Origin of the sequence: Rhizobium lentis (assembly GCF_017352135.1) — a bacterium.
GTDB classification, from domain to species: Bacteria; Pseudomonadota; Alphaproteobacteria; order Rhizobiales; family Rhizobiaceae; genus Rhizobium; species Rhizobium lentis.
Map to the genome: position 1 here is coordinate 239,408 of NZ_CP071454.1, position 26,074 is coordinate 265,481.

A 26,074-nucleotide genomic window follows, 5' to 3' on the forward strand; every position below is an offset into this window, starting at 1 on the left:
GGTGCCTGCTTGATGGATGGCACCAGCCTAGGCGGGAATCGTCAAACATCCTTTAATGGCTGGCAAGCAGCCGCACCGACCGTCCTTAAATTACTCCGCCGCAATCATCTCGCGCACGCCATCGACATCGCGGGCCGGCGATGCGCCGTAGAGGCGGCTGTATTCGCGGCTGAACTGCGAGGGGCTTTGGTAGCCGACGCGGTGGCCGGCCGTGCCGGCATCGAGCCGCTCGACCAACATCAGCCGGCGCGCCTCGTGCAGGCGAAGTTGCTTCTGATACTGGACCGGTGTCATCGCCGTGACCGACTTGAAGTGGTGATGGAAGGACGACACGCTCATATTGACGCGCTCGGCCAGGTCCTCGATGCGCAGCGGCCGCGCAAAATTCTCCTTCAGCCAGGCGACGGCACGCGCGATCCGGTTGCTGTGGCTATCGGTCGTGGCGATGTTGATCAGCCGGGCTCCATGCGGCCCGGTCAGCACCCGGTAAAGGATTTCCTGCTCAATCAGCGGCTCCATGGCGGGAATATCGCCCGGACGATCGAGCAAACGCAGCAGGCGGACGACGGCATCCATGAGTTCCGGCGGCGCGACGTTGACCACCATCCCGCGCTGCCCGTCCGTATGGGCGGCCGGGCGCGGAACATCGATGCGGCTGAGCAGCTCCAGGAGCTTTTCGGAATCGATCGCCATCCCGAGGCAGAGATGCGGCACCTCGGGACTTGCCTCCGTAACCCGCCAGGCGACCGGCAGATCGAGCGAGGTCAAGAGATAATCGCCGGTGCCGTAGCTGATCATTTCCGTGCCGAGCTGCAGGCTTTTGGCCCCCTGCAGCACGAAGGCGAAACAGGGTCGGTAGCTGCTGTGCAAGGGATCGCTGGGCTTCGACCTGCGGCTGATATGAAGATTGCCGATCGCGGTCGAGAACTCGCCGTCGCTGGGCGCAAAGCGCATCGCGAGGTCGACCATCTCCTGATAGGGGCTGAAAGGCAAGGTCATACGGCAACTCTTTCTGTCTAGTATTCGACGTCATCAGTACCGCACTTATCTAGAGTGTCTGGACCATTTCTCAAACAGGCAGGCGCCCCACTTTTGCAGGATCGTGCAAAAAGCTGAGAGGATCGCTCTAACCCTCTCCCACCATTCCAGGCAATAGTTCGCCATCCTGCTCAACCCCTTCCGAAAATGAAAAGGACGGTTCCATGCCTATCGCAAGAGGCTATGCCGCAACTGACGCTTCCAAGCCGCTGACCCCTTTCACCTTCGAACGCCGCAACCCGAACCCCGACGACGTCGTCATCGACATCAAGTTTGCCGGCATCTGCCATTCCGACATCCACACCGTGCGCAACGAATGGAAGAACGCTGTCTACCCGATCGTGCCGGGCCATGAGATCGCCGGCATCGTCTCGGCCGTCGGCTCCGCCGTGACCAAGTTTAAGGTCGGCGACCGCGTCGGCGTCGGCTGCTTCGTCGATTCCTGCATCGGCTGCGCCGAGCGCGACCTCGACCGCGAACAGTACATGCCGGGTCTTTCCGGCACCTACAACGACTTCGAAGCGGACGGCAAGACGCGCACTCAGGGCGGCTATTCCGACTCGATCGTCGTCAAGGAAGGTTACGTCATGTCCATCCCGGACAATCTGCCGCTCGACGCCTCCGCGCCGCTGCTCTGCGCCGGCATCACGCTCTATTCGCCGCTGCGCCACTGGAAGGCCGGCCCCGGCAAGAAGGTCGCGATCGTCGGCATGGGCGGCCTCGGGCACATGGGCGTCAAGCTGGGTTCGGCCATGGGCGCCGACATCACCGTTCTCTCCCAGACCCTTTCCAAGAAGGAAGACGGCCTGAAGCTCGGCGCCAAGGAATATTACGCCACCAACGACCCGGAAACCTTCACCAAGCTCGCCGGTACCTTCGACCTGATCATCTGCACCGTCAGCGCCGAGATCGACTGGAACGCCTATCTCGGCCTCCTGAAGGTGGACGGCTCCTTCGTCGTCGTCGGGGCGCCGGAGAACCCGATCCCTGTGCACGCCTTCTCGATCATTCCCGGCCGCAAGAGCATCTCCGGCTCGATGATCGGCTCGATCAAGGAAACGCAGGAAATGCTGGATTTCTGCGGCGAGCACAACATCGTCTCCGAGATCGAGAAGATCAACATCGACCAGGTCAACGAAGCCTATGAGCGCGTCCTGAAGAGCGACGTCCGCTACCGCTTCGTCATCGACATCGCCTCGCTGGCGGCTTGAGGAAATGGAAAGGCGGCTCGAAAGAGCCGCCTTTTTAATACCGAACGGCATCCTCGATCGGCCCTCCCGCGAAGGTGCGATGGCTGGATCCTTTACCGGCACGCCGTGGGGCACCCCCTCTGCCCTGCCGGGCATCTCCCCCACAGGTGGGGAGATCGGCTGGGCGCGAGGGCATCTCGGCTGGGCGCGAGGGCATCTCCAAACAACTACCGCATGGTATTTCGATACAGCAGCGAGGGACGGATGGCCCACCTTCTTGCCGATCTCCGCCCTTGTGGGAAAGATATCCGGCAGGACAGAGGGGGTGCCCGCATGCACGCCTCTCCTAACTATCCTCCGGCTTGACCCAAAAGCAAGAAGCCTACCCCTCCTCCCGCATCGTCTCCCGCTGGGTGATCAGCCGGGCGCTGTGCTGGCCGCTCAGATAGATCCACAGCCAGCTCCAGGCGACGGAGAAGCGGGAACGGGTTCCGATCAGGAAGTAGATATGGGCGAGGCCCCAGATCCACCAGGCGATCCAGCCCTTCAGCTTGATCCGGCCGAAATCGATGATCGCGGCGCTCTGGCCGATGGTCGCCAGACTGCCCTGGTGCCGATACTTGAAAGGCGCCGGCGCCGGTTTGCCCGATAGGCGGGCGCGGATGACCTTGGCAACGTAGCCGCCCTGCTGCTTGGCGGCTGGCGCGATGCCGGGCACCGGCTTGCCGTCCTCGCGCATGACCGAGGCGGTGTCGCCGATGACGAAGACATCTGGCAGACCCGGCGCGCTCAGGTCCTTTTCGACGACGACACGCCCTGCCCTGTCGGCCGCCACGCCGAGCCAGCGGGCGGCCGGCGAGGCGGTGACGCCGGCCGCCCAGACGATCGTCCGGCTCGGGATGAAGGCCTCGCCGATTTGCACGCCATCGGCGCTGCACTCCGTCACCGGCTTCCCGAGAAGCACCTCGACGCCGAGTTTCTCAAGCGCCTTTTGTGCATAGGCCGAAAGCTGCTCGGCGAAGGTCGGCAGCACCCGCGGGCCGGCCTCGACCAGCACGACGCGGGTCTTTCGCGTGTCAATATTGCGGAATTCCTTCGGCAGGGTGAAATGCGCGAGCTCGGCGATGATCCCGGCAAGCTCGACCCCGGTCGGTCCGGCACCGACGATGGTAAAGGTCAGAAGCGCATCGCGCAGGGCGGGATCGGCTTCCATCTCCGCCCTCTCGAAGGCGAGCAGCACGCGGCGGCGGATCGTCGTCGCATCCTCGAGCGTCTTCAGGCCTGGCGCGACCGGCTCCCATTCGTCATGGCCGAAATAGGCATGCGTCGCCCCGGTCGCGAGCACCAGCGTGTCGTAACCTAGAGTCATGCCGCTGCGTAACGAGACCGTCTTCGCGCCGCTGTCGACGCCGGTGACCTCGCCGAGCAGCACCGTCACTTCGGGCCGGTCGGCGTAGAGGCGGCGGATCGGCCAGGCGATTTCCGAGGTGGAGAGAATGGTCGTCGCCACCTGATAGAGCAGCGGCTGGAACAGATGATGGTTGCGCCGGTCGACGAGCGTGATCTTCACGCCTGCGCCCTTCAACCCGTTGACGAGCTGCAACCCGCCGAAACCGCCGCCGACAACGACGACACGATGATCGCTCATGACCTACCCCTTTTGCGCCATTTCGCTGAAAGCCAATGTGGCTTTCGCCGCAGGGTTTGCAACCGCGGTTTCGGCATGCCTGCCCTGCACCGGCAGCAGTCAATGGCATCAAGGTCGGCGGTTCGCGAGCCGATCCAATGACACGAACGGTACGCCCCGTAAGAGCACGAAAACCGGCGTTCCGGGCGTGCTTATCACGCTGGATTCCCAGAAAATCGCAAAACGCCCCAAAAAAGCGAGAATGGAACAAGGAGGAAATCCCGCACTGTCAGGAGAAAGCCCTGTTTGGGTCGGCCTCGGCCCATCAAAAACCGGCTCAGCTGACATAACCCACGGGTATTGCCATTCCATGTTTTAATTCTTCCATCGAGATCGACGCCGAGACATCGAAAAGTTCGAGCCGACGCACGATCTGCTTGTAGATCACGTCGTAATGCTCGACGCGCGGCAGCACGATCTTCAGGATGTAATCGTGATTACCGGTCAGCCGGTGTGCCTCGACGATCTCGGGAATATCACTGATGATCCTGCGAAAGCTCTCCGTCCATTCGTCGGAATGGTGCGCCGTCTTGACCAGGGCAAAGACCGTCGTCGGCACGCCCATCCGTTCGCGGTCGAGCACGACGATGCGTCTGGCGATATGGCCGCTTTCTTCCAGCCGCTGGATGCGCCGCGAGCAGGCCGAGACCGAAAGCGCCACGCGCTCGGCAAGATCGGTCACGGATATGCCGGCATCCTTCTGCAGCATGTCGAGAATCCGTCTGTCGCGATCGTCAAGCATCGTGTGAAATGAACCTTGCGCGCCGAATTTGCGCGATTAGATCGAATAACGCAAAATCATAGCACATATATCGCCAGCAGGACAAATAATGCAAACATGCCGCGCCAGCATTGCGGCATTATTTTCCCAAGTTCAAAGCAAGGGAGCATGAAGAGATGGAAACGATCGGCCTGATCGGCGGCATGAGTTTCGAAAGTTCGGCGGTCTATTATCGCCTGGTCAACGAGATGGTGCGCGCCCGCAAGGGCGGTCTCGCCTCGGCCGAACTCATCCTGCATTCGGTCAATTTCGAGGAGATCGTCGCTCTTCAGAAGGCCGGCGACTGGGCTGGAGCTGCCCGCCGTCTCGGCGATGTCGCCGAACGCCTGCAGGCTGCCGGCGCCGGCTGCGTCCTGATCTGCACCAACACAATGCACCTGATCGCCGACGAAGTCGCGGCCAGGGTCTCCGTGCCGCTGATCCACATCATCGACGAGACGGCGAAATCGCTGCATGCGAGCGGCCGCAAGCGCCCGCTGCTGCTCGCCACCCGCTACACGATGGAGCACGGTTTCTACGGCGAGCGCATGAAAAACCTCGGCCTCGATATCATGGTTCCCGATGCTGCCGACCGCACCACCGTGCACGACATCATCTTCAACGAGCTCTGCGCCGGAAGGGTGCACGATCGCTCGCGCGAAAAGCTGATCGCCATCATCGACCGCGCCGTAGACAACGGCGCCGACAGCATCATCCTCGGCTGCACCGAGATCTGCCTGATCCTCGATCCCGACCGTCTGCCGCTGCCGGGCTTCGACACGACCACGATTCATGCTCGCGCGGCTGTCGATTTCGTGCTCGGCGCTGAAGAAGAAGCGGAAAACGAGGCCGCCTGATCGCAACGATAATTTAGTTGACTCAGTCAACTAAATGCACGACAAAATCTCCATTCGGAGGTCCTGTCGGCATGGACACGGTCGACCAACCCTCTTTCGTCATGCTCGGGCTTGTCCCGAGCATCTGCCTCCGGTCGATAGGGCAGCAGATCCTTGGCACAAGGCCGAGGATGACGTCGAGCAAGGGGCGACGTTTGTCAGCAGTCTGGCAAGATCTCCATCTGGAGATCCTTGCCATGGCCGATACCGCCCTCATCGAAACCGCCCGCGATTTCAACCGCTTCTATACGAATTTCCTCGGCCTCCTGAACAAGGCCTATCTCGACTCGCCGTTTACGCTGACCGACGCGCGCATCCTCTTCGAGATCGGCTCGCATGATGGCGTCAGCGCCGTCGGCCTCGTGCGCGACCTACATCTCGACCCCGCCTATCTCAGCCGCATCCTCAAGCGTTTCCGCGCCGAGGGACTGATCGAGACCAGCCCCGACCCGGCCGATCTGCGCAGCCAGGTCATCACTGTCACCGAGCGGGGACGAGAGCAGTTCGACGAGCTCGGCCGGCGTGCCAATGCGCAGATCGCCGCCCGTTTCGATAATCTCGCCGCCGGCGAGCCGCAGGTGGCGGTCCGCGCCATGAACACGATCCGCGCTCTGCTCGACCCGGCGGCAAAACCGGCTCCGGCCATCCTCCGCCCCCACCGCGCCGGCGACATCGGCTGGATCGTCCAGAGCCAAGGCCGCTTCTACGCCGAGGAATATGGCTGGGACCTGCGCTTCGAAGCACTGATTGCCGAAGTCGGCGGAAAATTCCTCGCCAATTTCGACCCCGAGACAGAATATTGCTGGATTGCCGAGCGCGGCGGCATCAATGTTGGCTCGGTCCTTGTCACCAATGGCGGCGATGGCGTCGCCAAGCTGCGGCTGCTCTATGTCGATAAATCAGCCCGCGGTCTCGGCCTCGGCAAGCTGCTGGTCGACGAATGCATCCGCTTCTCCAGGCAGAAGGGCTACCACGAGCTTTCGCTTTGGACCAACGACATGCTGGAAGCCGCCCGCGCCATCTACATCAAAGCAGGTTTCCGCCTTGTCTCCGAAGAGAGACATCGCATGTTCGGCCCCGAGGCGAACGGCCAGAACTGGGTTCTTACCCTCTGATCTCCTCCTGACTTGTTGCGTCGCAAAAAATTCGCTTGATTTGGAAACGGTCATTCCCTAATTAGGAGTCATGACCCTTGCCAAGTTCACATCAGATGGAAAAGCCCGCAGCCCTGGCCGTCCGCGCGAGTTCGATATGGACGCCGCTCTGGATGCGGCGCTCCGGGTCTTTTCCGAACGCGGCTACCACGCCACGTCGATCAGCGACCTGACCGGAGCGATGGATCTCGCTTCGGGCAGCATCTACAAGGCCTTCAAGGACAAGCGCGGCGTCTTTCTTGCGGCCTTTGCGCGCTATCGCCAGCTCGGCCGCCGGCGCCTGGAGGCGATGATAGCCTCTGCGGAGACTGGTCGCGAAAAAGTTTTCCAGATGGTGATGTATTACACCGAGCTCTCCTACGGCGATGCCGGCCGCAAAGGCTGCCTCGTCGTCGGCGGCGCCAACGATTTCTCCCTGCTCGACGAGGAGGCCGCCGCCCATGTCGCGACTGCCTTTGCCGCCGACGAGAAGCTGATGGCCGATCTCATCCGCACCGGCCAGGCCGACGGCTCCATCGCGCAGACGGTGGACGCCGATGCCGCCGCCCTCGCCTTTCTTTGCTTCACCAAGGGCTTGCGCGTCATCGGCAAAACAGGACGCGGCAGGCAGGAAATGGTCGCCGCGGCCGAAGCGTCGATGAAGCTCGTGACGTGAGGTCAGGCCCAGGCGATCGAAAATAACGGCATCCGGTCAAGGATCGGGTGGCCGCAGCCAGCATTTTTGCATTCAATCCTCGCAAATCCTTAATACCGGAGTTTCCGATGAGCATTTCAGCCACCACGCCTGAAAACGCCATTCCACGAACGCTGTCCCCTTGGCTCACCTTCCTTTTCGCCGCCGCCTGCGGGCTGGTGGCCGCCAATCTCTATTACGGTCAGCCGCTTGCGGGCCCGATCAGCGCCGATCTCGGCTTCACCCCGGCCGCAACCGGCCTGATCGTCACCCTGACGCAGATCGGCTACGGCCTCGGTCTGCTGCTGATCGTGCCGCTTGGCGACCTCACGGAAAATCGCCGCCTGGTGCTGCTGCTGATCGCCGTCTCCGCCGTCGCGCTGATCGGCGCGGCGCTGTCGACGACGCCTGCCATGTTCCTCACCGCCTCGCTCTCCATCGGCCTCGCCTCGGTCGCCGTCCAGGTGCTGGTTCCCTTTGCCGCGAACATGGCGCCCGATGCCACGCGCGGCCAGGTCGTCGGCAATGTCATGAGCGGCCTGCTTTGCGGCATCATGCTGGCGCGGCCCTTCGCGAGTTTCGTCGCCGAAGCCTCCTCCTGGCACATGGTCTACTACGTCACGGCGGCATTGATGCTCGTGCTCGCCATTGTGCTGCGCGCCAACCTGCCGGTCCGCGTGCCGAAGACGAAGCTGCATTATGGCGAACTGCTCGCCTCCATGGCCCATCTGGCGCTGACCTCGCGCGTGCTGCAGCGCCGTGCCCTCTACCAGGCCGGCATGTTCGGCGCCTTCAGCCTGTTCTGGACGACGACGCCCCTGCTGCTCGCAAGCCCGGCCTTCGGCCTGACGCAGAACGGCATCGCTCTCTTCGCGCTCGCGGGTGCCGCCGGCGCCGTCGCCTCGCCGATCGCCGGCCGGCTCGCCGACCGCGGCATGACCAAGATCGCCTCAACGATCGCCATGCTGCTCGGCATGGCCTCCTTCCTGATCAGCCATTTGGCAAGCGACGGCTCGCTCACCGCCCTGATCCTTCTAACCGTGGCCGCGATCATGCTCGATTTCGGCGTGACGACCAATCTCGTCTGCGGCCAGCGCGCCATCTACGGCTTGAACCCGGAACACCGCAGCCGGCTGAACGGCCTCTTCATGGCCACCTTCTTTGCCGGCGGCGCGCTCGGCTCGGCCCTTGGCGGTTGGGCCTATGCGACCGGCGGCTGGCCGATGACGGCTTGGATCGGCTTCGCCTTCCCGGCGCTCGCCTTCCTGCTGTTCCTGACGGAAGGTCGCGGCAAGCAGGACGGTAAAATCTGAGATCGGATATCTAAAACCCCAACGCCAGTCTATAATGCGGACAGACGATGAGCGGGTTACGCACCCGCTCATCGGAGCAGATTTATCAGCGGGCCTAGCTGTCGGCGGAATCGAAACGCGAACGGGCGGCCCGCACAGCATCATGGTTCGCTTCCGCCCAGTTAAGAAGCTGCGACAATGGCTGGTAAAGCGAGCGGCCGAGATCGGTCATCGAATATTCGACGCTCGGCGGCTTCGTCGGGAAGACTTCGCGGCCGATGTAACCGTCCCTCTGCAGGTCGCGCAGCGTCTGGGTCAGCATGCGCTGCGAAATATCGGGAAGCATCCGCCGCAATTCGCCGAAACGATAGGGTCGGTCGGCCAGCACTTCGAGCAGCAACGTCGACCATTTGCCGCCAATCTGCTGCATCATGTCCCGCACCGGGCAATTGGAAAAATCGAGGCCGGCAAGATCGATCTCGCGCCGCGCACCCGGCATCCTGTTCTTCAGACTGAGGACTGCGCTGCTCATGTGCCGGTTCCCTTTTGGTAACTTTCAGCCGAAAAGCTGCCTCCTTTACACGCCGAAGTCAATTCCTATTCTAGCGTTAGTCTCTTTTTGAGACTGCCTTATCAAACGCAAAAGGAACGACCCATGAGCGAAACCATCCTGGTCACCGGCGCTGCCGGACAGCTCGGCCAGCGTGTCATCCATCACCTCATCGAGACCTATAAGGTCGCCCCCGGCAAGATTGTCGCGGCGACGCGCAGCCCGGAAAGGCTCGTCGCGCTCGCAAACAGAGGCGTCGTCACCCGCAAGGCCGATTTCGATGATGCGGCCGATCTGGAGAAGGCTTTCGCCGGCGTCGACCGGCTGCTGATCATCAGCACCGACGCGCTCGACACTCCAGGCAAGCGGCTCGGCCAGCACAAGGCCGCCGTCGCCGCCGCCGTCAAGGCAGACGTCAAGCACATCGCCTATACCTCGATGCCGGCGCCGGATAATTCGCTCGTCACCTTCGCACCCGACCACCTCGGCACCGAAAACACCATCAAGGCAAGCGGCATCGCCTACACGATCATCCGCGACGCCTGGTATCACGACAATTACCTGCACAGCATGCCGCACAACCTCCAGGGCGGCAAATGGTACAGCGCCACGGGCGATGGCAAGGTCTCGACCATCTCGCGCGACGACTGCGCGCTGGCGATCGCAGCTACCCTCGCCTCCGGCACATCCGAGAGCGCCGCTTATACGCTGACCGGCACGGTGTCGCTCACCAACCGCCAGATTGCGGCCATCGTCTCCGAGGCAGCCGGAAAGCCGCTCGAAGTCGTCGATGTCAATGACGAACAGCTCGGCCAGGGCATGCGCGGCGCCGGCCTCCCCGGCTTCATCGCCGATATGCTGGTCTCCGCCGACGCCAATATCCGCGCCGGCAATTTCGACATCGTTACCGGAGACTTCACCAAGCTGACGGGCAAACAGCCGCAACCGCTGAAGGATTTTTTCGTCGCGCATAAGGCGGCGCTGACGGCAGCCGGCGGCGCTACCCATTGAACATTCTGCTCATCCCTGCGCTTGTGGCAGGGATGAGCGGTCTTGTTTTGAATGAGAATCTCGTTACCTCAGATGAGTCACTCACGGCGCCAACGCGCCGTGGCTGGATTCCTGTGACATCCCTTGGGACAAGGACCCCGAGGCGCAGGAATGGAGGATAGAAGGTGCCGTGGGACACCCCCCTCTGCACTGCCGATGCGACAGCAAAACCAGTTGATGCCACCGTGCCGTCGCTGGACGATACTTTCAAACCTTCTGCCCGCACGCCCTGCAGAACCGCCGCACCGTTTCCGCCATGCCATATTCCAGCGCATCGGCGGTCAGCCCATGGCCGATCGAGACCTCAGCGAGATCCGGAATGCGCTTCACCAGCGCCGGCAGGTTGGCGACCGTCAGATCATGGCCGGCATTGACGGCAAGGCCGATGGCCAAGGCCGCGTCAGCCGTCTTCCCGAGAGCTTCGAGGATCGGTGCTGCCCGTTCGGGTGCATCGTAGCAGCCGCCATAGGGGCCGGTATAAAGTTCGATCCGGTCGGCGCCGACCGCCTTGGCGATCTTGACCGCTTCCGCATCGCCATCGCCGTCGGCAAAGAGTGAGACTCTGCACCCCATCGTCTTCAGCCGGGCGACGGTATCGGCAAGGAACGCCTGGTGCTTGCGGAAATCCCAGCCGTGATCGGAGGTCGCCTGCGCGGGATCGTCCGGCACCAGCGTTACCTGCTCGGGTGCTGCCTCGGCGCAGAGTTCGAAGAATTCCTCGGTCGGGTAGCCCTCGATGTTGAACTCGGCCCTGGGGAATTCGTCATCGATCAGGTTGCGGATCACAGACAGATCGGAAAAGCGGATGTGCCGCTGATCCGGGCGCGGGTGCACCGTTAACCCGCTGGCGCCTGATGCAAGGGCGATTCGCCCAAAGGCTTCGACGCTCGGCCATGGCAGGTCGCGCCGGTTGCGCAGCATGGCGATGGCGTTGAGATTCACGGAGAGCTTGGCGGGCATGTCTGATATCCATCTGCGCTGAAACGGAGGCTCCGCTTTTAAGCCAAGTGTGCTCGGATGGCCAACGAGATTCGCAAATGAATCCGATACCTATTGTTGATGGGATTGCCGTGGGTGCCCGATATTTGCTAGCTCCGCCGCACCGAAAACAGTAATTCTCGCCGTCCTTGAAGACGACCGGTCGATGACGCAATGCAGCACATGTTTTGCTGCAGCACACCCCGACAGTACTGCAATTGCTGCCGTCGCGTTGCTATCCCATTTAAAAGAGATTATTTTTAGCACTTATAAAAAAGATCGTTCACGCATAACGTGGACATTGTGTCGCGTAATCGTTAGCCGCGTACTGCTTCCTTCCCACTGACAAGAACGCATAGAGGAAACCCCACTCGCCGCGCCCGGGAAGCAACTGGCAAATCCGCATGAGGTGCAACAAGATGCCCTAGGAGGGTTCATGCCAGACGGTTCCAAACGCCTGTTTGCTGCCGCCGGTATCGCTTCGGAGGCCCGGTCGAAATACCGATTCCTGCCTTCGGCCGCGTTGCCGCCGGATCTGCCGGAGGGTCCGGTGCCCATCGCCGATATGGCCAACGCATTCGGGGTGACGCACAGGACACTGCATTTCTACGAAGAGAAGGGGTTGATTTCAGCCAATCGCATCGGCCTGATGCGCGTCTACGGTCAGGACGACGTGATGCGTATGGCTGTCATCACAGTCTGCCGCGAGACGGGCATGCCGATCGCCGTCATCCAGGAATTGATGGACGAGCTTCGCAACGCCAAGTCGCAGGAATCGGCCGAGGCGATGTTCCGCGAGGCCCTGCAGGTGCGCAAGCGTGAGCTGACCGCTGAGATGTCGACGCTGCACCGCCAGCTCCAGCAGGTGGGCGATCTCCTGGATTTCGACGACAGCGCGGCGACACAGCCGCTCAACGACAATCAGGACAGTTCCAGCCTGACCCCGCAGGAACGGCGTTGCCTGGAATTGATGGCAGAGGGCTATTCCACCCAGCGCATTGCCCGGGCGCTCGATCTGAAACACGACGAGACCAAGGATCTCGAAGCCGGAATCATCCTGAAGTTCCGTGCTAACAACCGCTTCCAGGCGATCGCCAAGGCCGTTCTGCTCGGCATCGTCCAGGCATAATCCGACACGCGACCCATGGCCGCCACCATCCCCTTCCCTATTCGACCACGGCTGTCCGGTTCGTACTCCGACGGCTGCCCCTCACCCTAACCCTTACCGGGGTCGAGCCACTGGTCTCGACCCGTCCTGCGGACCCCCGCAAACGGGGCGAGGGAACGTGCTCAACGACGCCGCGGATTGAGGGAAGCCATCGCGGCATATCCCTTCTCCCCGCAGCCGGGAGAAGGTGGCGGCAGCCGGATGAGGGCCCCTTTTAATCGGAAAGCCGTCTGTTCGACAGAGATCGCCGAGCACGATTGCGATCAGCGCACGATCGTCAGTGTCTCCGCCGCACGCGTGATTGCGGTATAGAGCCAGCGCTCCCGCGTGTCTCGGAAGGCCCAGCTCTCGTCGAAGAGCACGACGTCGTTCCATTGCGAGCCCTGCGCCTTGTGAACGGTCAGCGCATAGCCGTAGTCGAACTCGTCGTAGCGCTTGCGGGTATTCCATGGAATCTCGCCTTCGACATCCTCGAAGGCCTGCTTGAGCAGCTTGATCTTGGCCGCTCCGCGATCCATGTCGTCGTCCTCGGGGCGGACGAGGAGATTGATGCCGGGCTTCGTCGTTTCCTTGGACGAGGTCATCACCTGCCAGAGCGAGCCGTTGAGCAGGCCCTTGGCCGGGTCGTTGCGAAGGCAGACGAGCTTGTCGCCGGTCTGCGGATAATCGGCGCTGAAGCCCTTCAACTCGCGCAGGCGCTGATTGTAGCGCCGCCGCGTCCGGTTGGTGCCGACCAGCACCTGATCGGCTTTCATCACAAGGTCCTGCGTCACCTCGTTCTTCGAGATTACCTTGGCCGTGCCGTAATCGCCATACATCACCTCGTTGCCTTCGCGCACCTGCATGGCAAGCTTGATGATCGGATTGTCGCGCGCCTGCCGGTGGATATCGGTCAGCAGAAAATCCGGCTCCTGATTGGTGAAGTAGCCGCCGCCCGAAACCGGCGGCAGCTGGCCGGGATCGCCGAGCACCAGGATCGGCGTGCCGAAGCTCATCAGGTCCTTGCCGAGCGCCTCATCCACCATCGAGCATTCGTCGACGATGATCAGCGCCGCTTTGGCGACCGGACTTTGCCGGTTGATCGAAAACATCGGCGCGATCGAGGTCTTGCCGGTTTCCTCGTCTTCCACTGCCTCCTCGCCGCGCGGGCGATATATCAGCGAATGGATCGTCTTGGCGTTGGAAGCGCCGCGTGAGCGCAACACCTGCGCGGCCTTGCCCGTGAAGGCAGCAAACAGCACGTCGCCGTCGACATTCTCGGCGAAATGCCGGGCAAGCGTGGTCTTGCCCGTTCCGGCATAACCGAACAGGCGAAAGAGCGGCGAGCGCCCTTCGTTCAGCCATTTCGAAACAGCCTTGAGGGCTTCGTCTTGTTGCGGCGCAAATTGCATGATCACACGACTTGGCAGGATTCGCCGGTAATAGGCAAGGCGGAAACTGACGCGGAACGGTCGATGAAGGCAGATCCCGCGCTCATCCATTCCACCTTCGGTCGGCACCGCTCGCACACATCGAAGGGTCCTGCGCCATGGCATCGGTCAGAAAATCCAAGACCGTCTTGACGCGCAGCGGCATGTTGCGTCGCGACGGATAGACGACGGTGACCGGCAGGCGGCTCGGCTGGAAATCCTTCATCACCGGGATCAGCCGGCCGGCGGCGATATCGGGCATGGCGATGATGTGGGAAAGTACCGCGAGACCCGCGCCGGCAAGCGCCGCCCTGTGAATGGCGACGGCGTTGCAGGCGGTCAGCCGCGGCGAGATCCTGACCGATATGTCTTCCGAGCCGTTCGAGAAGGACCATGTATTGGCCTCGCCCGCCCTGTTGTAGCACAGGCATTCATGGTCCTTGATGTCCTTCGGGGCGCGTGGCGCAGCCTTGCGCTGGAGATAGGCGGGAGACGCGACGAGGAAGGCGGTCGTCCAGCCGATCCGCCGGCAGACCAGGCTGCTGTCGGCAACCGGCCCCAGACGCACTTCGAGGTCCAGGCGCTCCTCGATCATGTCGGAGCTCTGTTCCCGGAAAAGCAGTTCGACCGAGAGTTTGGGATGGGCGGCGAGAAGATCGCCCAGCCGCTCGCTGAGATAGAGGCCGAGCGGCGCGGGAACGCTGAGCCTGACCTTCCCCGAAGCGATCGCTCCATCCGATCCGGCAGCATCGCCGAGCTCCTCCACCGCTTCGAGAATCCTCAGTGCCATCGGCAGCATCCGTTCCCCCTCCGCCGTCAGCGACAGGCCGCTCGTCGTGCGATGCAGGAGGCGCATGTTGAAATGACCTTCCAGTGCTGCGACCTGGCGTGAGACCGCCGGCTGGGTCAGGTCGAGATCGTGTGCGGCGGCTGAAAACGAGCCCGTCTCCACGACGCGCTGGAAGGTCCGCAATGCCGAAACGATATCCATCCCCGCCCCTCATACTTTTGCGCATAGGCTTTATGCTGCCAGACTAAGCGAGAATGGCTTTACAGTCCAGCAATTAAGGATATCTTTTATCCATAAGGATATTAAATGTCCTTAATTAGAGGAGAAAAACATGACCCAGCGATTGAACTACGCCCAGCAGTCCCCCGAGCTTTTCAAGAAGTTCACGGAATTCAGCATGGCGCTCCGCAGCAGCGTTATCGACGCGAAGCTGCAGGCGCTGGTCGAGATCCGCGCCTCGCAGATCAATGGATGCGGCTTTTGCCTCGACATGCATGTGAAACAGGCAAAGATCCATGGCGAGAGCGAACTCAGGCTCTATCACGTCGCCATCTGGCGGGAATCGAATCTATTCATTCCTCGCGAGCGCGCCGCACTCGCCTGGACCGAAGCCCTGACGAAGCTGCCGGAAGGCGGCGTTCCCGATGAGATCTACGAGCGGGTTCGCGGCCAGCTTTCGGAGAAGGAAATCTCGGACCTGACCTTCGTCGTCATGGCCATCAATGCATGGAACCGCGTCAATATCGGCTTCAAGACGGTGCCCGGCACGGCTGACAAGGCCTATGGCCTCGACAAGGCTGGCCTGAACTAACCATCGCGGGAAGATTCAAACTTTGACGCTGCCGCATCCCGGCAGCGAAGGGAGATTTGTTATGAAAATCGTTGTCATCGGCGGAACCGGCCTCATTGGTTCGAAGACTGTCGAACGTCTGCGCAAGCGCGGCCATGAAGTCATTGCCGCCTCTCCGAATTCCGGCGTCAATACGATCACGGGAGAAGGACTGGCCGAAGCGGTCGCCGGCGCCCAGGTCGTTCTCGACCTTGCCAACTCGCCCTCCTTTGAGGACAGGGCCGTACTCGAATTCTTCGAGACCTCGGGACGCAATCTTCTCGCCGCCGAGAAGGTCGCCGGCGTGAAGCACCATATCGCGCTTTCCGTCGTCGGCACGGAGCGCCTGCAGGAGAGCGGCTATTTCCGCGGCAAGCTCGCCCAGGAAAAACTGATCGAGGCTTCCGGCATTCCCTATACCATCGTGCATTCGACGCAGTTCATGGAATTCCTGAACGACATTGCCCAATCCGGCACGGTCGGCCAGACGGTCCGCCTGTCGCCTGCCTATGTGCAGCCGATCGCTTCCGACGACGTGGCCGACGCCATGGCCGACGTGGCACTCTCTGCCCCTGCCAACGCGACGGTCGAGATATCGGGTCCGGAACGTGCCCGCCTCAGCGAACTCGTCGGCCGCTATCTGAAGGCCATGAAGGACCCGCGCACCGTCGAAGCCGATGCCGAGGCGAGGTATTTCGGCGCGAGACTGAACGACCAGTCGCTCGTTTCCGACGACAATCCGCGGCTCGGCTCGATCACCTTCGAAGAGTGGTTCGCAAAGTCGGCCCAGCCGAGATGATCCGGCTTGCCCCGGGACACGACCGCTCGGGCGCGTCCTGCTCATCCCAGCAATAAGGAGTTTCCCATGATCAGAGCATCAATCCTCGCCGCCGCGCTCGCCTTCCTGACAGCAACCGGCGCCACCGCCCACGACAGCAGCAAGTCTGCGAAAGTGACCCTCGTCTATGAGCACGAGTTACCGAACGTGCCCGGCAAGAGCATCAAGGGCGTGCTGGTCGAATACGGCCCGGGCGGCTTTTCGGAAGGCCACACCCATCCGGACTCGGCCTTCATCTACGCCACCGTGCTCGAAGGGTCGATCCGCAGCCAGGTCAATGACGGCCCTGTCAAAGTCTATCGGGCCGGGGAGAGCTTCTCCGAAATGCCGGGCGACCGCCATGGCGTCAGCGCCAACGGCAGCGAGACCAAGCCCGCCCGTCTGCTTGCCGTCTTCGTCGTCGACACCGACCAGAAAGAGCTGACTTTCCCGCTGCAGAACTGATGATCCGTCGCTCGCCACCTGCGCAAGCCGATGCTTACGCGGGTGGCCGACATGCTGAATCATGTGCCGCCCGCCCCTCCGGAGACAGAGAGAGATGATCTACGACGCGCTCTTCGGCAAGCCGCTGTTTTCGCTCATAACGCTCGGCTTCGCCGGCATCGTCGTTTGGTACTTCCTCTCCAGCCAGCGGCCGACGACGCGGCTGGTGGTGCAGATCCTCTTCTTCGGCCTGATGACACTGATCCTCGCCGGCAGCGGCATCGAACCCCACCGCTTTCAGGAATATCCGTCCGAGGACCCGCAAGCCCTGCTCGTCATCGTGGCGAAATCGCTATGGTGGATCCACTTGGCATGGGCCGTCATCGGCTTCATCAGGCTCTATCTGGTGCTGGAGGGCAGCCCGCGGGAAGCCCGCCTGCTGCAGGATCTCGTCATCGGCATCGTCTATATTGGCATGGCACTCTCGATCCTCGCCTTCGTCTTCGGCGTGCCGATCGGCACCCTCGTCGCGACATCTGGGGTGGTCGCCATCATTCTGGGCCTAGCGCTGCAGAACACGCTCGCCGACGTTTTCTCCGGCATTGCGCTGACGCTCGGCCGGCCCTATGTCATCGGCGACTGGATCCTCTTGAGCGACGGCACGGAAGGACGCGTCGTCGAAAGCAACTGGCGGGCGACGCACATCCTGACCAGCGCAAACAACGTCGTCGTCCTGCCGAACAGCTTTCTGGCGAAACTCGGCCTGACCAATGTCAGCCGGCCGGACGAGACGCATCTCCTGATCCTCACCATCCGCATCGCGCCGACGCGGATGCCGACATCGATCCGCCAGGTCATGCTCACCGCTCTCACGGGCTGCAATACGATCGTGCGCGACCCGCCGCCGATCGTCGCCCTGAGGGGTCTGGATGCCACCGCGCTCGAAGTCGAGCTGCAGTTTCGGGTGATGAGCCCCAGCCAGCGCGTTCCGGCGCGAAACGAGGTGCTCGACCTCGTCTATCGCCATTGCAAATCCGCCGGTCTGCTTCTTGCCGTTCCACCTTCGGCCAGAATCCTGACCGCCGATCTGCCGACGGAAGAAAACGCGCAGCCGCCAAACGTGACGCCGCTTGCGCTGATCGAAGCCATCCCGGTCTTTGCAACGCTGACATCGGATGAAAAGCAAAAACTCGCCGAGACCACCACCGTGCGGCAGTTCCGCAAGGGCGATGTGATCGTGCGGGAAGGAGAAATGCTGCCCTCGCTGATGATGGTGCGCGCCGGCATCATCGTGGCGCGGCGCGAAGGCGAAGAGCGCGGGCGCTTCGCACCTGGCGATTTCTTCGGCGAGACCGGGCTGCTCGCCGGCATGCAGGAAGTCTGCACCTTGGAGGCCATGACCCCGGTGACGGTCTATGAAACCGACCAGGAGGCTTTCGCGCCGCTGCTGACCGAACGTCCTGCCCTGGCCGAAGAGATCGCCGAGGCCCTCGCCGGCCGCGCCGAACGCTTCCGCGACGGCGCGGCCCTGCCACCCGAACGGGCGCACAACGCGCATGCCATCCTGAAGACCATCAGGACCATTTTCAGGGCGTAGAAATCCGCAAGCCCTTTCAGCCGGCGCGCTTCAGCACCCATTCGAAAGTGCTCTGCCAGATGTCGGGACGCACGTCCTCGGACAGGGTATTGACGAGATCGGAGAGGCAGACGCGCCTCAGCGTATCGCGCCAGGCTTTGTCGGCTTCCCACATGATGCGCGCGACCGCGCAGGGCTTGCTGTCGCAATAGCCTGCCGGCCGGCACGGATTGTTCTCGCGGATATTCGTGCAGGTGAAGCTGCGCGCCTTTCCCTCGACCGCCTCGACGATGTCGAGGAAATTGATCTCGGAGGGAGATCTCGCAAGCCTGTAGCCGCCGGTCGGGCCAAGTGTAGTCTCGACGAGGGAGGCTTGCGAAAGACTTTGCAGCGCCTTGGAGAGATATTCCTTCGGCAGGCCATGAAGTTCGGCGAGCGCCTTGGTGGAGAGATACCTGCCCTCAGGCAGGCCCGCGAGAATGGCGCAGCAATGCAGCGCCCACTCGACCTGGCTTTTCAGGATCATTCAGCAACTCGTGTCATGGCCGGCGCGGCGGCGGGAATTAAGGACATATGATATCCGCAAAACCATATGATGTAAATGATCCGCCCAGGCGGCATATGGGCGCTTCCCCTGCGACGACTATTTTCGCTGTATGGGGAATAAAACGGCCTCGTGCCGTGTCTCATCTCCGGTAGCGCGAAATCGCCTGCCCAACCCGAGGAGAGACATCATGAAGTCCGTGAAATTCCTGTCCCTAGCAGCCGCAGCCGCCCTTATGGCAACCGCTGCTTTCGCCGCCCCTCCCGTCAAGGAAATTGAAACTGCAAAGGGCAAGGTGCTCGCCGGCGAAAACGACATGACCCTCTACACTTTCAAGAAGGACACCAAGGGCGTTTCCAACTGCTACGACGATTGCGCCAAGAACTGGCCCCCGCTGATGGCCGCTTCCGATGCCAAGGCCGATGGTGCATATTCGATCATCGAACGCAAGGACGGCACGAAGCAATGGGCCAAGGACGGCATGCCGCTCTACTACTGGGTCAAGGACAAGAAGGCAGGCGACATCACCGGCGACGGCGTCGGCGGCAATTGGGATCTCGCCAAACCTTGATCGTAGGGGCCCTGACCACAAGAGAGCCGGCGTGAAGACACCCGCACCCGAAAGTTTCGAGGGCCAGATCCTGGCCCTCCTCCCCTCGCTCAGGCGCTATTCGCGCAGCCTGACGCGCTCGGATGCCGATGGCGAGGATTTGCTCCAGGATTGTGTCGAGAAGATTCTGACGCGCCGCGGCCAATGGCGCGGCCTTAATCTGCGCGGCTGGGTTCTGACTATCATGACCAATCTCTATCGCAACGGCCGGCGCGGCAAGGCGCGCGACGGCCTTGTCGAGCTCGACGCCGCAGAAGGTATGGCCGCTCCCGAACAGGCGGCCGATCCGCTGGAGCGCGCCCGGCTCAACGATGCGCTGAACAGCCTTACTGAGGAACACCGGGCCGTGCTGATGCTCGTCGTCATCGAAGGATATAGCTACAGCGAGGTCGCCGCCGCTCTCGACGTTCCGATCGGCACCGTGATGTCCCGCCTGTCACGCGCCCGCCGGCGCGTCGCCGAGCACCTGAAGGCCGATAACATCATTACGCTTCGGAGACCGAAATGAACGAAACCAATCCGAGCGTCACCGAAGCCGATCTCCACGCCTATGCCGACGGTGAACTGCCGGCAGCGGCACGCGCCCGCATCGAGGCCTACCTCGCCGACAATCCGGACGAAGCGGCAATGGTCGCCGAGTGGCAGGCCCAAAATGCAGGCATCCGTTCCCTTTTTGCTGGCTACGAAAAGGTTCGGGACACCGATCCTCAGCTCGTCACGCCCCCGCGCACCGCCTCACTCCGAGCGAGGCGGTGGGCGATGGCCGCCGCCGCTCTCCTCGTCTTCGCGCTCGGCGCCGTCAGCGGCCATTATGGCTCGACCCTTCTGGAAAGGCCGGAATTGCAGCTTGCCGGCTCCGAAACCCTGCCGAAACAGGCCGAGACCGCCTTCACTGTCTATGCCGCCGAGGTTCGCCACCCCGTCGAGGTCTTCGCCGATGAAGAGGCGCATCTTGCCACCTGGCTCGGCAAGCGCCTGGAGATCGAAAACCTCAAGATCCCGAACCTGCATCCGCTCGGCTTCAAGCTGGTCGGCGGCCGCCTGCTGCCGGTCGACGGCAGGCCGGGGGCGATGTTCATGTACGAGAACCAGGCCGGCGAGCGCCTGACCGTGATGGTCGGCCGCAACAAGGAAAACCGCACCACCAGCTTCCGCTTCGCCTCCTCAGGCAATGTCGAAACCTTCTACTGGATCGACGGCGAACTCGGCTACGCCGTCACCGGCGAAATCTCGCGCGAGACGCTGCGCGGGGTGGCCGAGGAGTGCTATCGGCAGTTTCCATCGTGAAGTTTAGCGTAGCGGATCGTTGCCAAGCTCAATCGGCTTGCCATGGGGCGTCGCCTCCGCCGCTCGCTGCCAGCTCTTCTGCAAGTCGAGGATGGCGGAGGCATCCCCCACGCCGCGGCTGACGAGCAGATCCGAAAGCGCCTCGACCCAGCAGTCGAAATAATCACTGCCGTCTTCGGCCCGGCCGGGCCTGTGCAACGCCGTCGAAAGCGCCGCAGCCCATTCGCTCCAGGAAAAGACACCCTTTTCGTGCAGATGCACAGTCATAGCGAAAGCTTCGGCCGCCCAAGGCTCCGGGAAGACGGGATCGCCCTCCGGCGACTTCGGCAGATCAGGTGAATGCGAGAGCTGCGAGGGCATTTCACACAGGCTCAAGATAACTCTCCCACGCATCGATCGAGACCGTCAGCGACGGGTCCGCGCCCTCGCCCCAGATCTCGCCTCCATCGAAGACGATGGTATAGAGCCATTGCGGATTCTCGCCCTTGCCATGCGCATTGTCGTCAGGAAAAACGAAAAAGCCTTGCACCGCTTCGACGACGCCCAGCTTGGCGCGCGCATAACGCGGCAGCCGCGTATGGGTCGCCGGATTGAAATTCTTCGTCTTCACGCGTTCGCCGGTTGCAAAGAGCGGCGCGGCCTCGACGGGACGATCGCAAGGGCCGCCTTTCGCCAGAGCCGCAGGCACCATCTCCGCCTTCAGCACCCGCTTCGGGACGGCGCCCTCCTGCAGCTTGCGCCCCGACAGGAGCTCCTGGCGCGTCACAAAGCCGTGCCGTTCCAGCAAGGTCTCGACGCCGCGGATCCAGATCTCGTAATAGCTTGCCGAGAGATAATCGGCCGGCGGAATATTTTCGCGGGCATGCCGGCTCTCATCGATCGTCCAGGCACCGAAAGCGCCGCAGGAAATCGTGATGCCGAGCGCCCGCTTTTCCCAGTCGGCATGGAAATAGGGCTCGTTCATTTCGGGCGCGACGGGTCCAAAGCCCATCTGCCCGCCGAGATCGTGCGGTCCGTTCATCACAGTGCCTCCGGACTGCCGGCAGCTGAAATCTTCGAGCTGCCTGCGATTGCCGTGCCAATCATCGCATCGCGGCTGACGAGGCCGGCAAGCGCTGTCTCGTCCATCCCTTCCGTCCCCTCCGGCCGCTCGGGGATCACGAGGTAGCGTAGCTCCGCCGTCGAATCCCAGACTCGGATCTTCTTCTCCTCGGGCAGCACCAGCCCGAACTCGGCAAGCACGCCGCGCGGATCGATCACGGCGCGCGAGCGATAGGCCGGCGCCTTGTACCAGACGGGCGGCAGGCCGAGCACCGACCAGGGATAGCAGGAGCAGAGCGTGCAGACGACGAGGTTATGGGTCTCGGCCGTATTGAAGACGGCGCGCATATGCTCGCCCTGCCGGCCGGTAAACCCAAGACTCGCAATCGCCGCCGTCGCATCGCGCTTCAGCCAGTCCGCGAAATCCGGATCGCTCCAGGCCTTGGCGACGACACGCGCACCGTTCCTCGGCCCGACCTTCGTCTCATAGGTCTCAACGATCGCATCGATCGCCGCCGGATCGATCAACCCCTTCTCAGTCAGCAGCGTCTCCAGCGCTTTCACGCGCGCCTGCATGTCGGAGTAGTGGTTGTCGTGGTCGTGCCCGTGATGGTGGTCGTGGTCTTGCAAGGCAATCTCCTCTCAAACGGCCGCTTGAAGCATGGCTAGGGTTCGCGGCTTGCTCCCTCTTCCCCCCTCGGGGAGAAGGTGGCCCAAAGGGCCGGATGAGGGGGCGCCTGCCGGCACCTTCTCCCCGCCAGGTAGAAGGGGATACGCGGAGACGTCCCACCTCACAAAGCATCCCTCACGAAACGTCTATCCTTTCTATCATACACCACAACCCCGCCAAGCCCTCCTATCCCCCTCGAACTTTTCCGCTAATCTCCCGCCATGAACATCCTGATTCTCGGCGCAACCGGCTTCATCGGCTCCGTCGTCGCGGCTCGGCTCGCGGCCGATGGACATACCGTGACGGGGCTCGGCCGCAGCCCTGCGCGTGCGCGCTTGAAGCAGCCTGCGATAAACTGGCGGCCGGCCGATCTCTCGCACATGACGAGGCCTGAGGACTGGGACGAACTGCTTGCGGGCCAGCACGTCGTCGTCAATTGCGCCGGCGCGCTGCAGGACGGCCTGTCGGACGATCTGGCGGCAACCCAGACGGATGCGATGCTGGCGCTCTATGCCGCCGCACAACGTTCAAGCCCTCTGATCGTGCAGATCTCGGCAAGGACGGTGGGCGCGGCCGGCGACCTGCCCTTCCTCGCCACCAAGCGGCGGGCCGATGAAGCGTTGGCGGCAAGCGCTCTGCATCATCTCATCCTGCGCCCTGCCCTGGTTCTCGGCCGCAATGCCCACGGCGGCTCGTCGCTCCTCCGGGCGCTGGCCGCCTTCCCTCTGGCGCTGCCGCTCGTACATGCAGAAAGCCCGGTAGAAACGCTTTCCGTGGACGATGTGGCGGAAGCTGTATCGCGGGCGGTGGCGGGCGACCTTCGTGGGGATATCGTTCTTGCAGCCGATGAGGTGCTGACGCTTGCCGATCTGGTACGCCTCCACCGACAATGGCTCGGCCTGCCGCCCGCCCGCGTGTTTTCCCTCGCTCCTGTGCTTGCCAAACCTGTGACCTGGCTTGCCGATCTCTCCGGCCTGCTCGGCTGGCGCTCGCCGCTGCGCTCGACGCCGATGACCGTGATGTCGGAAGGCGTGCGGCGCTCTGAAGCGCAAAGCAAGCTGTCCGCAACGTCAGCAGCAGCGACGCTTACGGCCAATCCCTCCGGCGTGCAGGATCTCTGGTTCGCCCGGCTCTATCTCCTGAAGCCGCTCGTCATCTCGGGTCTGTCGGCCTTCTGGCTGCTCTCCGGGCTGATCCCGCTGCTGGCGCTGCAGAAGGCCTCCGCGCACTTCCTGCCCTTCATGCCCGCGGCGGCGGCAATGGCGCTGACGCTCGTCACCTGCCTCATCGACATCGCTCTCGGCGCTGCCGTCCTCGTCCGCCCGCTCGCCAAACGCGCCCTTCTCGGCATGCTGGCCGTCTCATTAGCCTATCTCACAGGCGGCACACTTCTCGAACCGGCGCTCTGGCTCGATCCGCTCGGTCCCCTCGTCAAGGTGCTGCCGTCGATCCTGCTGACGCTGACGGCCCTTGCCACATTGGATGAACGCTGATGCTCCAGGAATGGCTGCTGCTTGCCCATGTCATCGGCGCGACCGTTCTGTTCGGCACCGGTGCCGGCATCGCCTTTTTCATGGTCATGGCGCATCGCACGCGCGATCCCGCGCTCATCGCCCATGTCGCTGCGACCGTCGTCATCGCCGACACCATCTTCACCGCCACCGCTGCCGTTCTCCAGCCGGTCACCGGCTATCTCCTGGCGCGGTCGATCGGCTGGGATCTGTCGGAGGGCTGGATTGCGCTGTCGCTGCTGCTCTACGTCGTCACGGGCCTGTTCTGGCTGCCGGTCGTCTGGATTCAGATCCGGCTGCGCGATCTCGCCCGCGCCGCGGCAAGCTCGGCAAACGCCCTGCCGCCCCGCTATTACAGCCTCTACCGCATCTGGTTCGCCTGCGGCTTTCCGGCCTTCTCAGCCGTCATCTGCATTTTCTGGCTGATGCTGACGAAACCGTCGATCGCGCTATTTTAGCATCGGCCAGAGGCTCGCCACCAACAGCACTGCCATGCTGATGTTGAACCATTTCAGCCGCACCGGAGCGGAAAGCCATTCCCGGAGCGCCGAGCCGAAGCCCGCCCATGTCGAAACGCTCGGCACGTTGACCACCGCGAAAGCCAGGCCGACGATCAGCACGCTCACGAGATAGAGTTCGGGATTGGTGTAGGTCGCCATCGCGGTGACTGCCATTACCCAGGCTTTCGGATTGACCCATTGGAAGGCGGCCGCCGCGAAAAAGGACATCGGCGCCGCACCGCTCTTGCCTTCGCCGAGCGAGCGCGAAGATCAATCTTCCAGGCGATCCAGACGAGATAGGCGCCGCCGGCGAACTTCAGCGCCGTATAAACAGCCGGCAACGTGTGCAGCAAGGCCCCGAGCCCAAAACCGACGCCGATGAGCAGCGAAAAGAAGCCGGCGCCGATGCCGAACATATGCGGGATCGTTCTGCGGAAGCCGAAATTCACGCCCGAGGCGAAAAGCATCATATTGTTCGGCCCCGGCGTGATCGACGTCGTAAAGGCGAAAAGAACAAGGGCGAGAAACGTATCCAGCGGCATGAGACCTCCCGAAGCGGGCTTTTATCAAGCACGCTTTATTTAGGTCAGCATAGCTGCCCTAAACTCTTGATGCCATGATATCATTGTCACGATGACAGGATTACTTGAAAGATAAGAACACTGCGCAATCTCCTGCAAAATGGAAAAAATCATGCAAGATGATCCGATCCCTACAGTCATATTCCCGAACGGCGCGAAAGTGCCGGCACTCGGCCAGGGAACCTGGGCCATGGGCGAGGATGCCGGACATGCGAAGACCGAAATCGAGAGCCTGAAAGCCGGCATCGATCTCGGCATGACGCTGATCGATACCGCCGAAATGTATGGCGACGGCGGCGCCGAGGAGATCGTCGGCCAGGCGATCAGGGGACGGCACGACGAGATCTTCCTCGTCAGCAAGGTCTATCCCTGGAACGCCAGCCTGAAAGGCACGGTCGAAGCCTGCGAACACAGCCTCGAACGGCTGGGCACCGACCGCATTGACCTCTATCTCCTGCACTGGCGCGGCAACTATCCGCTCGCCGAAACCGTCGCCGCCTTCGAGATGCTCAAGGACGCCGGCAAGATCGGCGCCTGGGGCGTGTCCAACTTCGACACCGACGACATGGAGGAACTGCTGAAGGTGCCAGACGGCGTCAACGTCGCCGCCAACCAGGTGCTCTACAATCTCTCCCGCCGCGGCATTGAATTCGATCTGCTGCCCTGGTGCCAGAGCCGCGGCATTCCCGTCATGGCCTATTCGCCGATCGAGCAGGGACACATTCTGCACAATGCGGAACTGATTCGCATCGCCAAGGCCTATCAGGCGACGCCCGCCCAACTGGCGCTCGCCTTCCTGCTCGAACGCGACGGCGTTATCGTCATCCCGAAGACCTCGAATGCCGAACGAGTGCGCGAAAACCGCGACTGCATCTCGCTCGACATCACCGACGAGGACTGGCAGGCCCTCGACGCCGCCTTCCCGCCGCCGGCTAGAAAAAAGCCGCTGGAGATGCTGTAACCTTGAGCGGCTCATATTGTTTCTTGCTGCCCGGTTATATGCCGCAGCCTCGCGATTCCCTCTTCTCC

The 26,074-nt window shown here is 62.5% G+C and carries 28 protein-coding genes and 1 pseudogene; 17 read left to right on the forward strand and 12 right to left on the reverse strand.

Going from position 1 to position 26,074, the window contains the following annotated elements:
• Positions 1-90: 90 nt before the first annotated feature.
• Entirely contained in the window at positions 91-999 is a 909-nt protein-coding gene (locus J0663_RS01280; protein ID WP_207242686.1) for an AraC family transcriptional regulator, read from the reverse strand.
• 203 nt (positions 1,000-1,202) lie between these two features.
• Between J0663_RS01280 and J0663_RS01285 the strand changes: the two genes are divergently transcribed.
• Complete coding sequence (locus J0663_RS01285) at positions 1,203-2,249, forward strand: NAD(P)-dependent alcohol dehydrogenase (protein ID WP_207242687.1); 1,047 nt, start codon at positions 1,203-1,205, stop codon at positions 2,247-2,249.
• Between the two features lie 361 nt (positions 2,250-2,610).
• Here the strand turns inward: J0663_RS01285 and J0663_RS01290 are convergent, their stop codons facing one another.
• Both J0663_RS01290 and J0663_RS01295 read right to left on the reverse strand, forming a co-directional pair.
• Positions 2,611-3,876, reverse strand: a complete 1,266-nt coding sequence (locus tag J0663_RS01290; RefSeq protein WP_207242688.1) for an NAD(P)/FAD-dependent oxidoreductase — start codon at positions 3,874-3,876, stop codon at positions 2,611-2,613.
• 316 nt (positions 3,877-4,192) lie between these two features.
• Entirely contained in the window at positions 4,193-4,657 is a 465-nt protein-coding gene (locus J0663_RS01295) for an Lrp/AsnC family transcriptional regulator (protein WP_207242689.1), read from the reverse strand.
• Between the two features lie 155 nt (positions 4,658-4,812).
• On the opposite strand from J0663_RS01295, the gene J0663_RS01300 reads away from it, so the two are divergent.
• The 4 genes from J0663_RS01300 to J0663_RS01315 all read left to right on the forward strand — a co-directional run bounded on the left by J0663_RS01300 (position 4,813) and on the right by J0663_RS01315 (position 8,711).
• A complete protein-coding gene (locus J0663_RS01300) occupies positions 4,813-5,532 on the forward strand; it encodes an aspartate/glutamate racemase family protein (protein ID WP_207242690.1) in 720 nt (239 codons plus the stop codon).
• Positions 5,533-5,768: 236 nt separating this feature from the next.
• Positions 5,769-6,686 (forward strand): bifunctional helix-turn-helix transcriptional regulator/GNAT family N-acetyltransferase, encoded by a 918-nt coding sequence (locus tag J0663_RS01305; RefSeq protein WP_207242691.1) that lies wholly within the window; start codon positions 5,769-5,771, stop codon positions 6,684-6,686.
• Between the two features lie 70 nt (positions 6,687-6,756).
• The gene (locus J0663_RS01310) at positions 6,757-7,380 is read left to right on the forward strand and encodes a TetR/AcrR family transcriptional regulator (protein ID WP_207242692.1); all 624 of its coding nucleotides are present in this window, start codon (positions 6,757-6,759) and stop codon (positions 7,378-7,380) included.
• Between the two features lie 107 nt (positions 7,381-7,487).
• Positions 7,488-8,711, forward strand: a complete 1,224-nt coding sequence (locus tag J0663_RS01315; protein WP_207242693.1) for an MFS transporter — start codon at positions 7,488-7,490, stop codon at positions 8,709-8,711.
• A 94-nt stretch (positions 8,712-8,805) separates the two neighbouring features.
• Here J0663_RS01315 and J0663_RS01320 read toward each other — a convergent pair whose 3' ends face one another.
• Entirely contained in the window at positions 8,806-9,222 is a 417-nt protein-coding gene (locus J0663_RS01320) for a winged helix-turn-helix transcriptional regulator (RefSeq protein ID WP_207242694.1), read from the reverse strand.
• A gap of 123 nt (positions 9,223-9,345) precedes the next feature.
• Between J0663_RS01320 and J0663_RS01325 the strand changes: the two genes are divergently transcribed.
• Positions 9,346-10,251 (forward strand): SDR family oxidoreductase, encoded by a 906-nt coding sequence (locus J0663_RS01325; protein WP_207242695.1) that lies wholly within the window; start codon positions 9,346-9,348, stop codon positions 10,249-10,251.
• A gap of 246 nt (positions 10,252-10,497) precedes the next feature.
• Here J0663_RS01325 and J0663_RS01330 read toward each other — a convergent pair whose 3' ends face one another.
• Complete coding sequence (locus J0663_RS01330; protein WP_207242696.1) at positions 10,498-11,250, reverse strand: pyridoxine 5'-phosphate synthase; 753 nt, start codon at positions 11,248-11,250, stop codon at positions 10,498-10,500.
• 454 nt (positions 11,251-11,704) lie between these two features.
• On the opposite strand from J0663_RS01330, the gene J0663_RS01335 reads away from it, so the two are divergent.
• Entirely contained in the window at positions 11,705-12,397 is a 693-nt protein-coding gene (locus J0663_RS01335; protein WP_207242697.1) for a MerR family transcriptional regulator, read from the forward strand.
• Between the two features lie 302 nt (positions 12,398-12,699).
• On the opposite strand, the gene J0663_RS01340 is transcribed toward J0663_RS01335, so the two are convergent.
• Both J0663_RS01340 and J0663_RS01345 read right to left on the reverse strand, forming a co-directional pair.
• Complete coding sequence (locus J0663_RS01340) at positions 12,700-13,827, reverse strand: ATP-dependent DNA helicase (RefSeq protein WP_207244396.1); 1,128 nt, start codon at positions 13,825-13,827, stop codon at positions 12,700-12,702.
• An 82-nt stretch (positions 13,828-13,909) separates the two neighbouring features.
• Positions 13,910-14,836, reverse strand: a complete 927-nt coding sequence (locus J0663_RS01345) for a LysR family transcriptional regulator (protein ID WP_207242698.1) — start codon at positions 14,834-14,836, stop codon at positions 13,910-13,912.
• A 130-nt stretch (positions 14,837-14,966) separates the two neighbouring features.
• Here J0663_RS01345 and J0663_RS01350 point away from each other — a divergent pair, with 130 nt between their 5' ends.
• The 4 genes from J0663_RS01350 to J0663_RS01365 all read left to right on the forward strand — a co-directional run bounded on the left by J0663_RS01350 (position 14,967) and on the right by J0663_RS01365 (position 18,322).
• Positions 14,967-15,446 carry a carboxymuconolactone decarboxylase family protein gene (locus tag J0663_RS01350; RefSeq protein WP_207242699.1) on the forward strand — a complete coding sequence of 160 codons (480 nt, stop codon included), beginning with the start codon at positions 14,967-14,969 and terminating at the stop codon, positions 15,444-15,446.
• A 61-nt stretch (positions 15,447-15,507) separates the two neighbouring features.
• Positions 15,508-16,263: an SDR family oxidoreductase gene (locus tag J0663_RS01355; protein ID WP_207242700.1), complete on the forward strand. Its 756-nt coding sequence runs from the start codon at positions 15,508-15,510 to the stop codon at positions 16,261-16,263.
• 66 nt (positions 16,264-16,329) lie between these two features.
• On the forward strand, positions 16,330-16,746 hold the full coding sequence (locus tag J0663_RS01360) for a cupin domain-containing protein (RefSeq protein WP_207242701.1): 417 nt from the start codon (positions 16,330-16,332) through the stop codon (positions 16,744-16,746).
• Positions 16,747-16,840: 94 nt separating this feature from the next.
• Entirely contained in the window at positions 16,841-18,322 is a 1,482-nt protein-coding gene (locus J0663_RS01365) for a cyclic nucleotide-binding domain-containing protein (RefSeq protein ID WP_207242702.1), read from the forward strand.
• A gap of 16 nt (positions 18,323-18,338) precedes the next feature.
• On the opposite strand, the gene J0663_RS01370 is transcribed toward J0663_RS01365, so the two are convergent.
• A complete protein-coding gene (locus tag J0663_RS01370; protein ID WP_207242703.1) occupies positions 18,339-18,827 on the reverse strand; it encodes an RrF2 family transcriptional regulator in 489 nt (162 codons plus the stop codon).
• 208 nt (positions 18,828-19,035) lie between these two features.
• Here J0663_RS01370 and J0663_RS01375 point away from each other — a divergent pair, with 208 nt between their 5' ends.
• Genes J0663_RS01375 through J0663_RS01385 form a run of 3 tightly spaced genes read left to right on the forward strand, consistent with a single transcriptional unit; the run spans position 19,036 to position 20,742 of the window.
• Entirely contained in the window at positions 19,036-19,416 is a 381-nt protein-coding gene (locus tag J0663_RS01375; protein WP_207242704.1) for a COG4315 family predicted lipoprotein, read from the forward strand.
• A 31-nt stretch (positions 19,417-19,447) separates the two neighbouring features.
• Positions 19,448-19,963 (forward strand): RNA polymerase sigma factor, encoded by a 516-nt coding sequence (locus tag J0663_RS01380; RefSeq protein WP_207242705.1) that lies wholly within the window; start codon positions 19,448-19,450, stop codon positions 19,961-19,963.
• Positions 19,960-20,742 (forward strand): anti-sigma factor family protein, encoded by a 783-nt coding sequence (locus J0663_RS01385; protein ID WP_207242706.1) that lies wholly within the window; start codon positions 19,960-19,962, stop codon positions 20,740-20,742. Before J0663_RS01380 ends, J0663_RS01385 begins: the two co-directional genes overlap by 4 nt.
• A gap of 3 nt (positions 20,743-20,745) precedes the next feature.
• On the opposite strand, the gene J0663_RS01390 is transcribed toward J0663_RS01385, so the two are convergent.
• From J0663_RS01390 to nthA, 3 genes are read right to left on the reverse strand one after another with little or no spacing between them, the layout of a single operon-like run.
• Positions 20,746-21,117: a nitrile hydratase accessory protein gene (locus tag J0663_RS01390; protein ID WP_207242707.1), complete on the reverse strand. Its 372-nt coding sequence runs from the start codon at positions 21,115-21,117 to the stop codon at positions 20,746-20,748.
• Positions 21,104-21,763, reverse strand: coding sequence for a nitrile hydratase subunit beta (gene nthB, locus J0663_RS01395; RefSeq protein WP_207242708.1), 660 nt, complete (start codon positions 21,761-21,763; stop codon positions 21,104-21,106). The genes J0663_RS01390 and nthB overlap by 14 nt, the downstream gene beginning before the upstream one ends.
• Positions 21,763-22,359, reverse strand: coding sequence for a nitrile hydratase subunit alpha (nthA, locus tag J0663_RS01400; RefSeq protein WP_246590389.1), 597 nt, complete (start codon positions 22,357-22,359; stop codon positions 21,763-21,765). The genes nthB and nthA overlap by 1 nt, the downstream gene beginning before the upstream one ends.
• A 315-nt stretch (positions 22,360-22,674) precedes the next feature.
• On the opposite strand from nthA, the gene J0663_RS01405 reads away from it, so the two are divergent.
• Complete coding sequence (locus J0663_RS01405; protein WP_207242710.1) at positions 22,675-23,946, forward strand: SDR family oxidoreductase; 1,272 nt, start codon at positions 22,675-22,677, stop codon at positions 23,944-23,946.
• On the forward strand, positions 23,946-24,422 hold the full coding sequence (locus J0663_RS01410; protein WP_207242711.1) for a DUF2269 family protein: 477 nt from the start codon (positions 23,946-23,948) through the stop codon (positions 24,420-24,422). Before J0663_RS01405 ends, J0663_RS01410 begins: the two co-directional genes overlap by 1 nt.
• Here the strand turns inward: J0663_RS01410 and J0663_RS01415 are convergent.
• Positions 24,414-25,006: pseudogene (locus tag J0663_RS01415) on the reverse strand (LysE family translocator). The gene J0663_RS01410 and the pseudogene J0663_RS01415 sit on opposite strands and share 9 nt — an antisense overlap.
• Positions 25,007-25,157: 151 nt before the next feature.
• On the opposite strand from J0663_RS01415, the gene J0663_RS01420 reads away from it, so the two are divergent.
• Entirely contained in the window at positions 25,158-26,006 is an 849-nt protein-coding gene (locus J0663_RS01420; RefSeq protein ID WP_207242712.1) for an aldo/keto reductase, read from the forward strand.
• Positions 26,007-26,074: the final 68 nt, after the last annotated feature.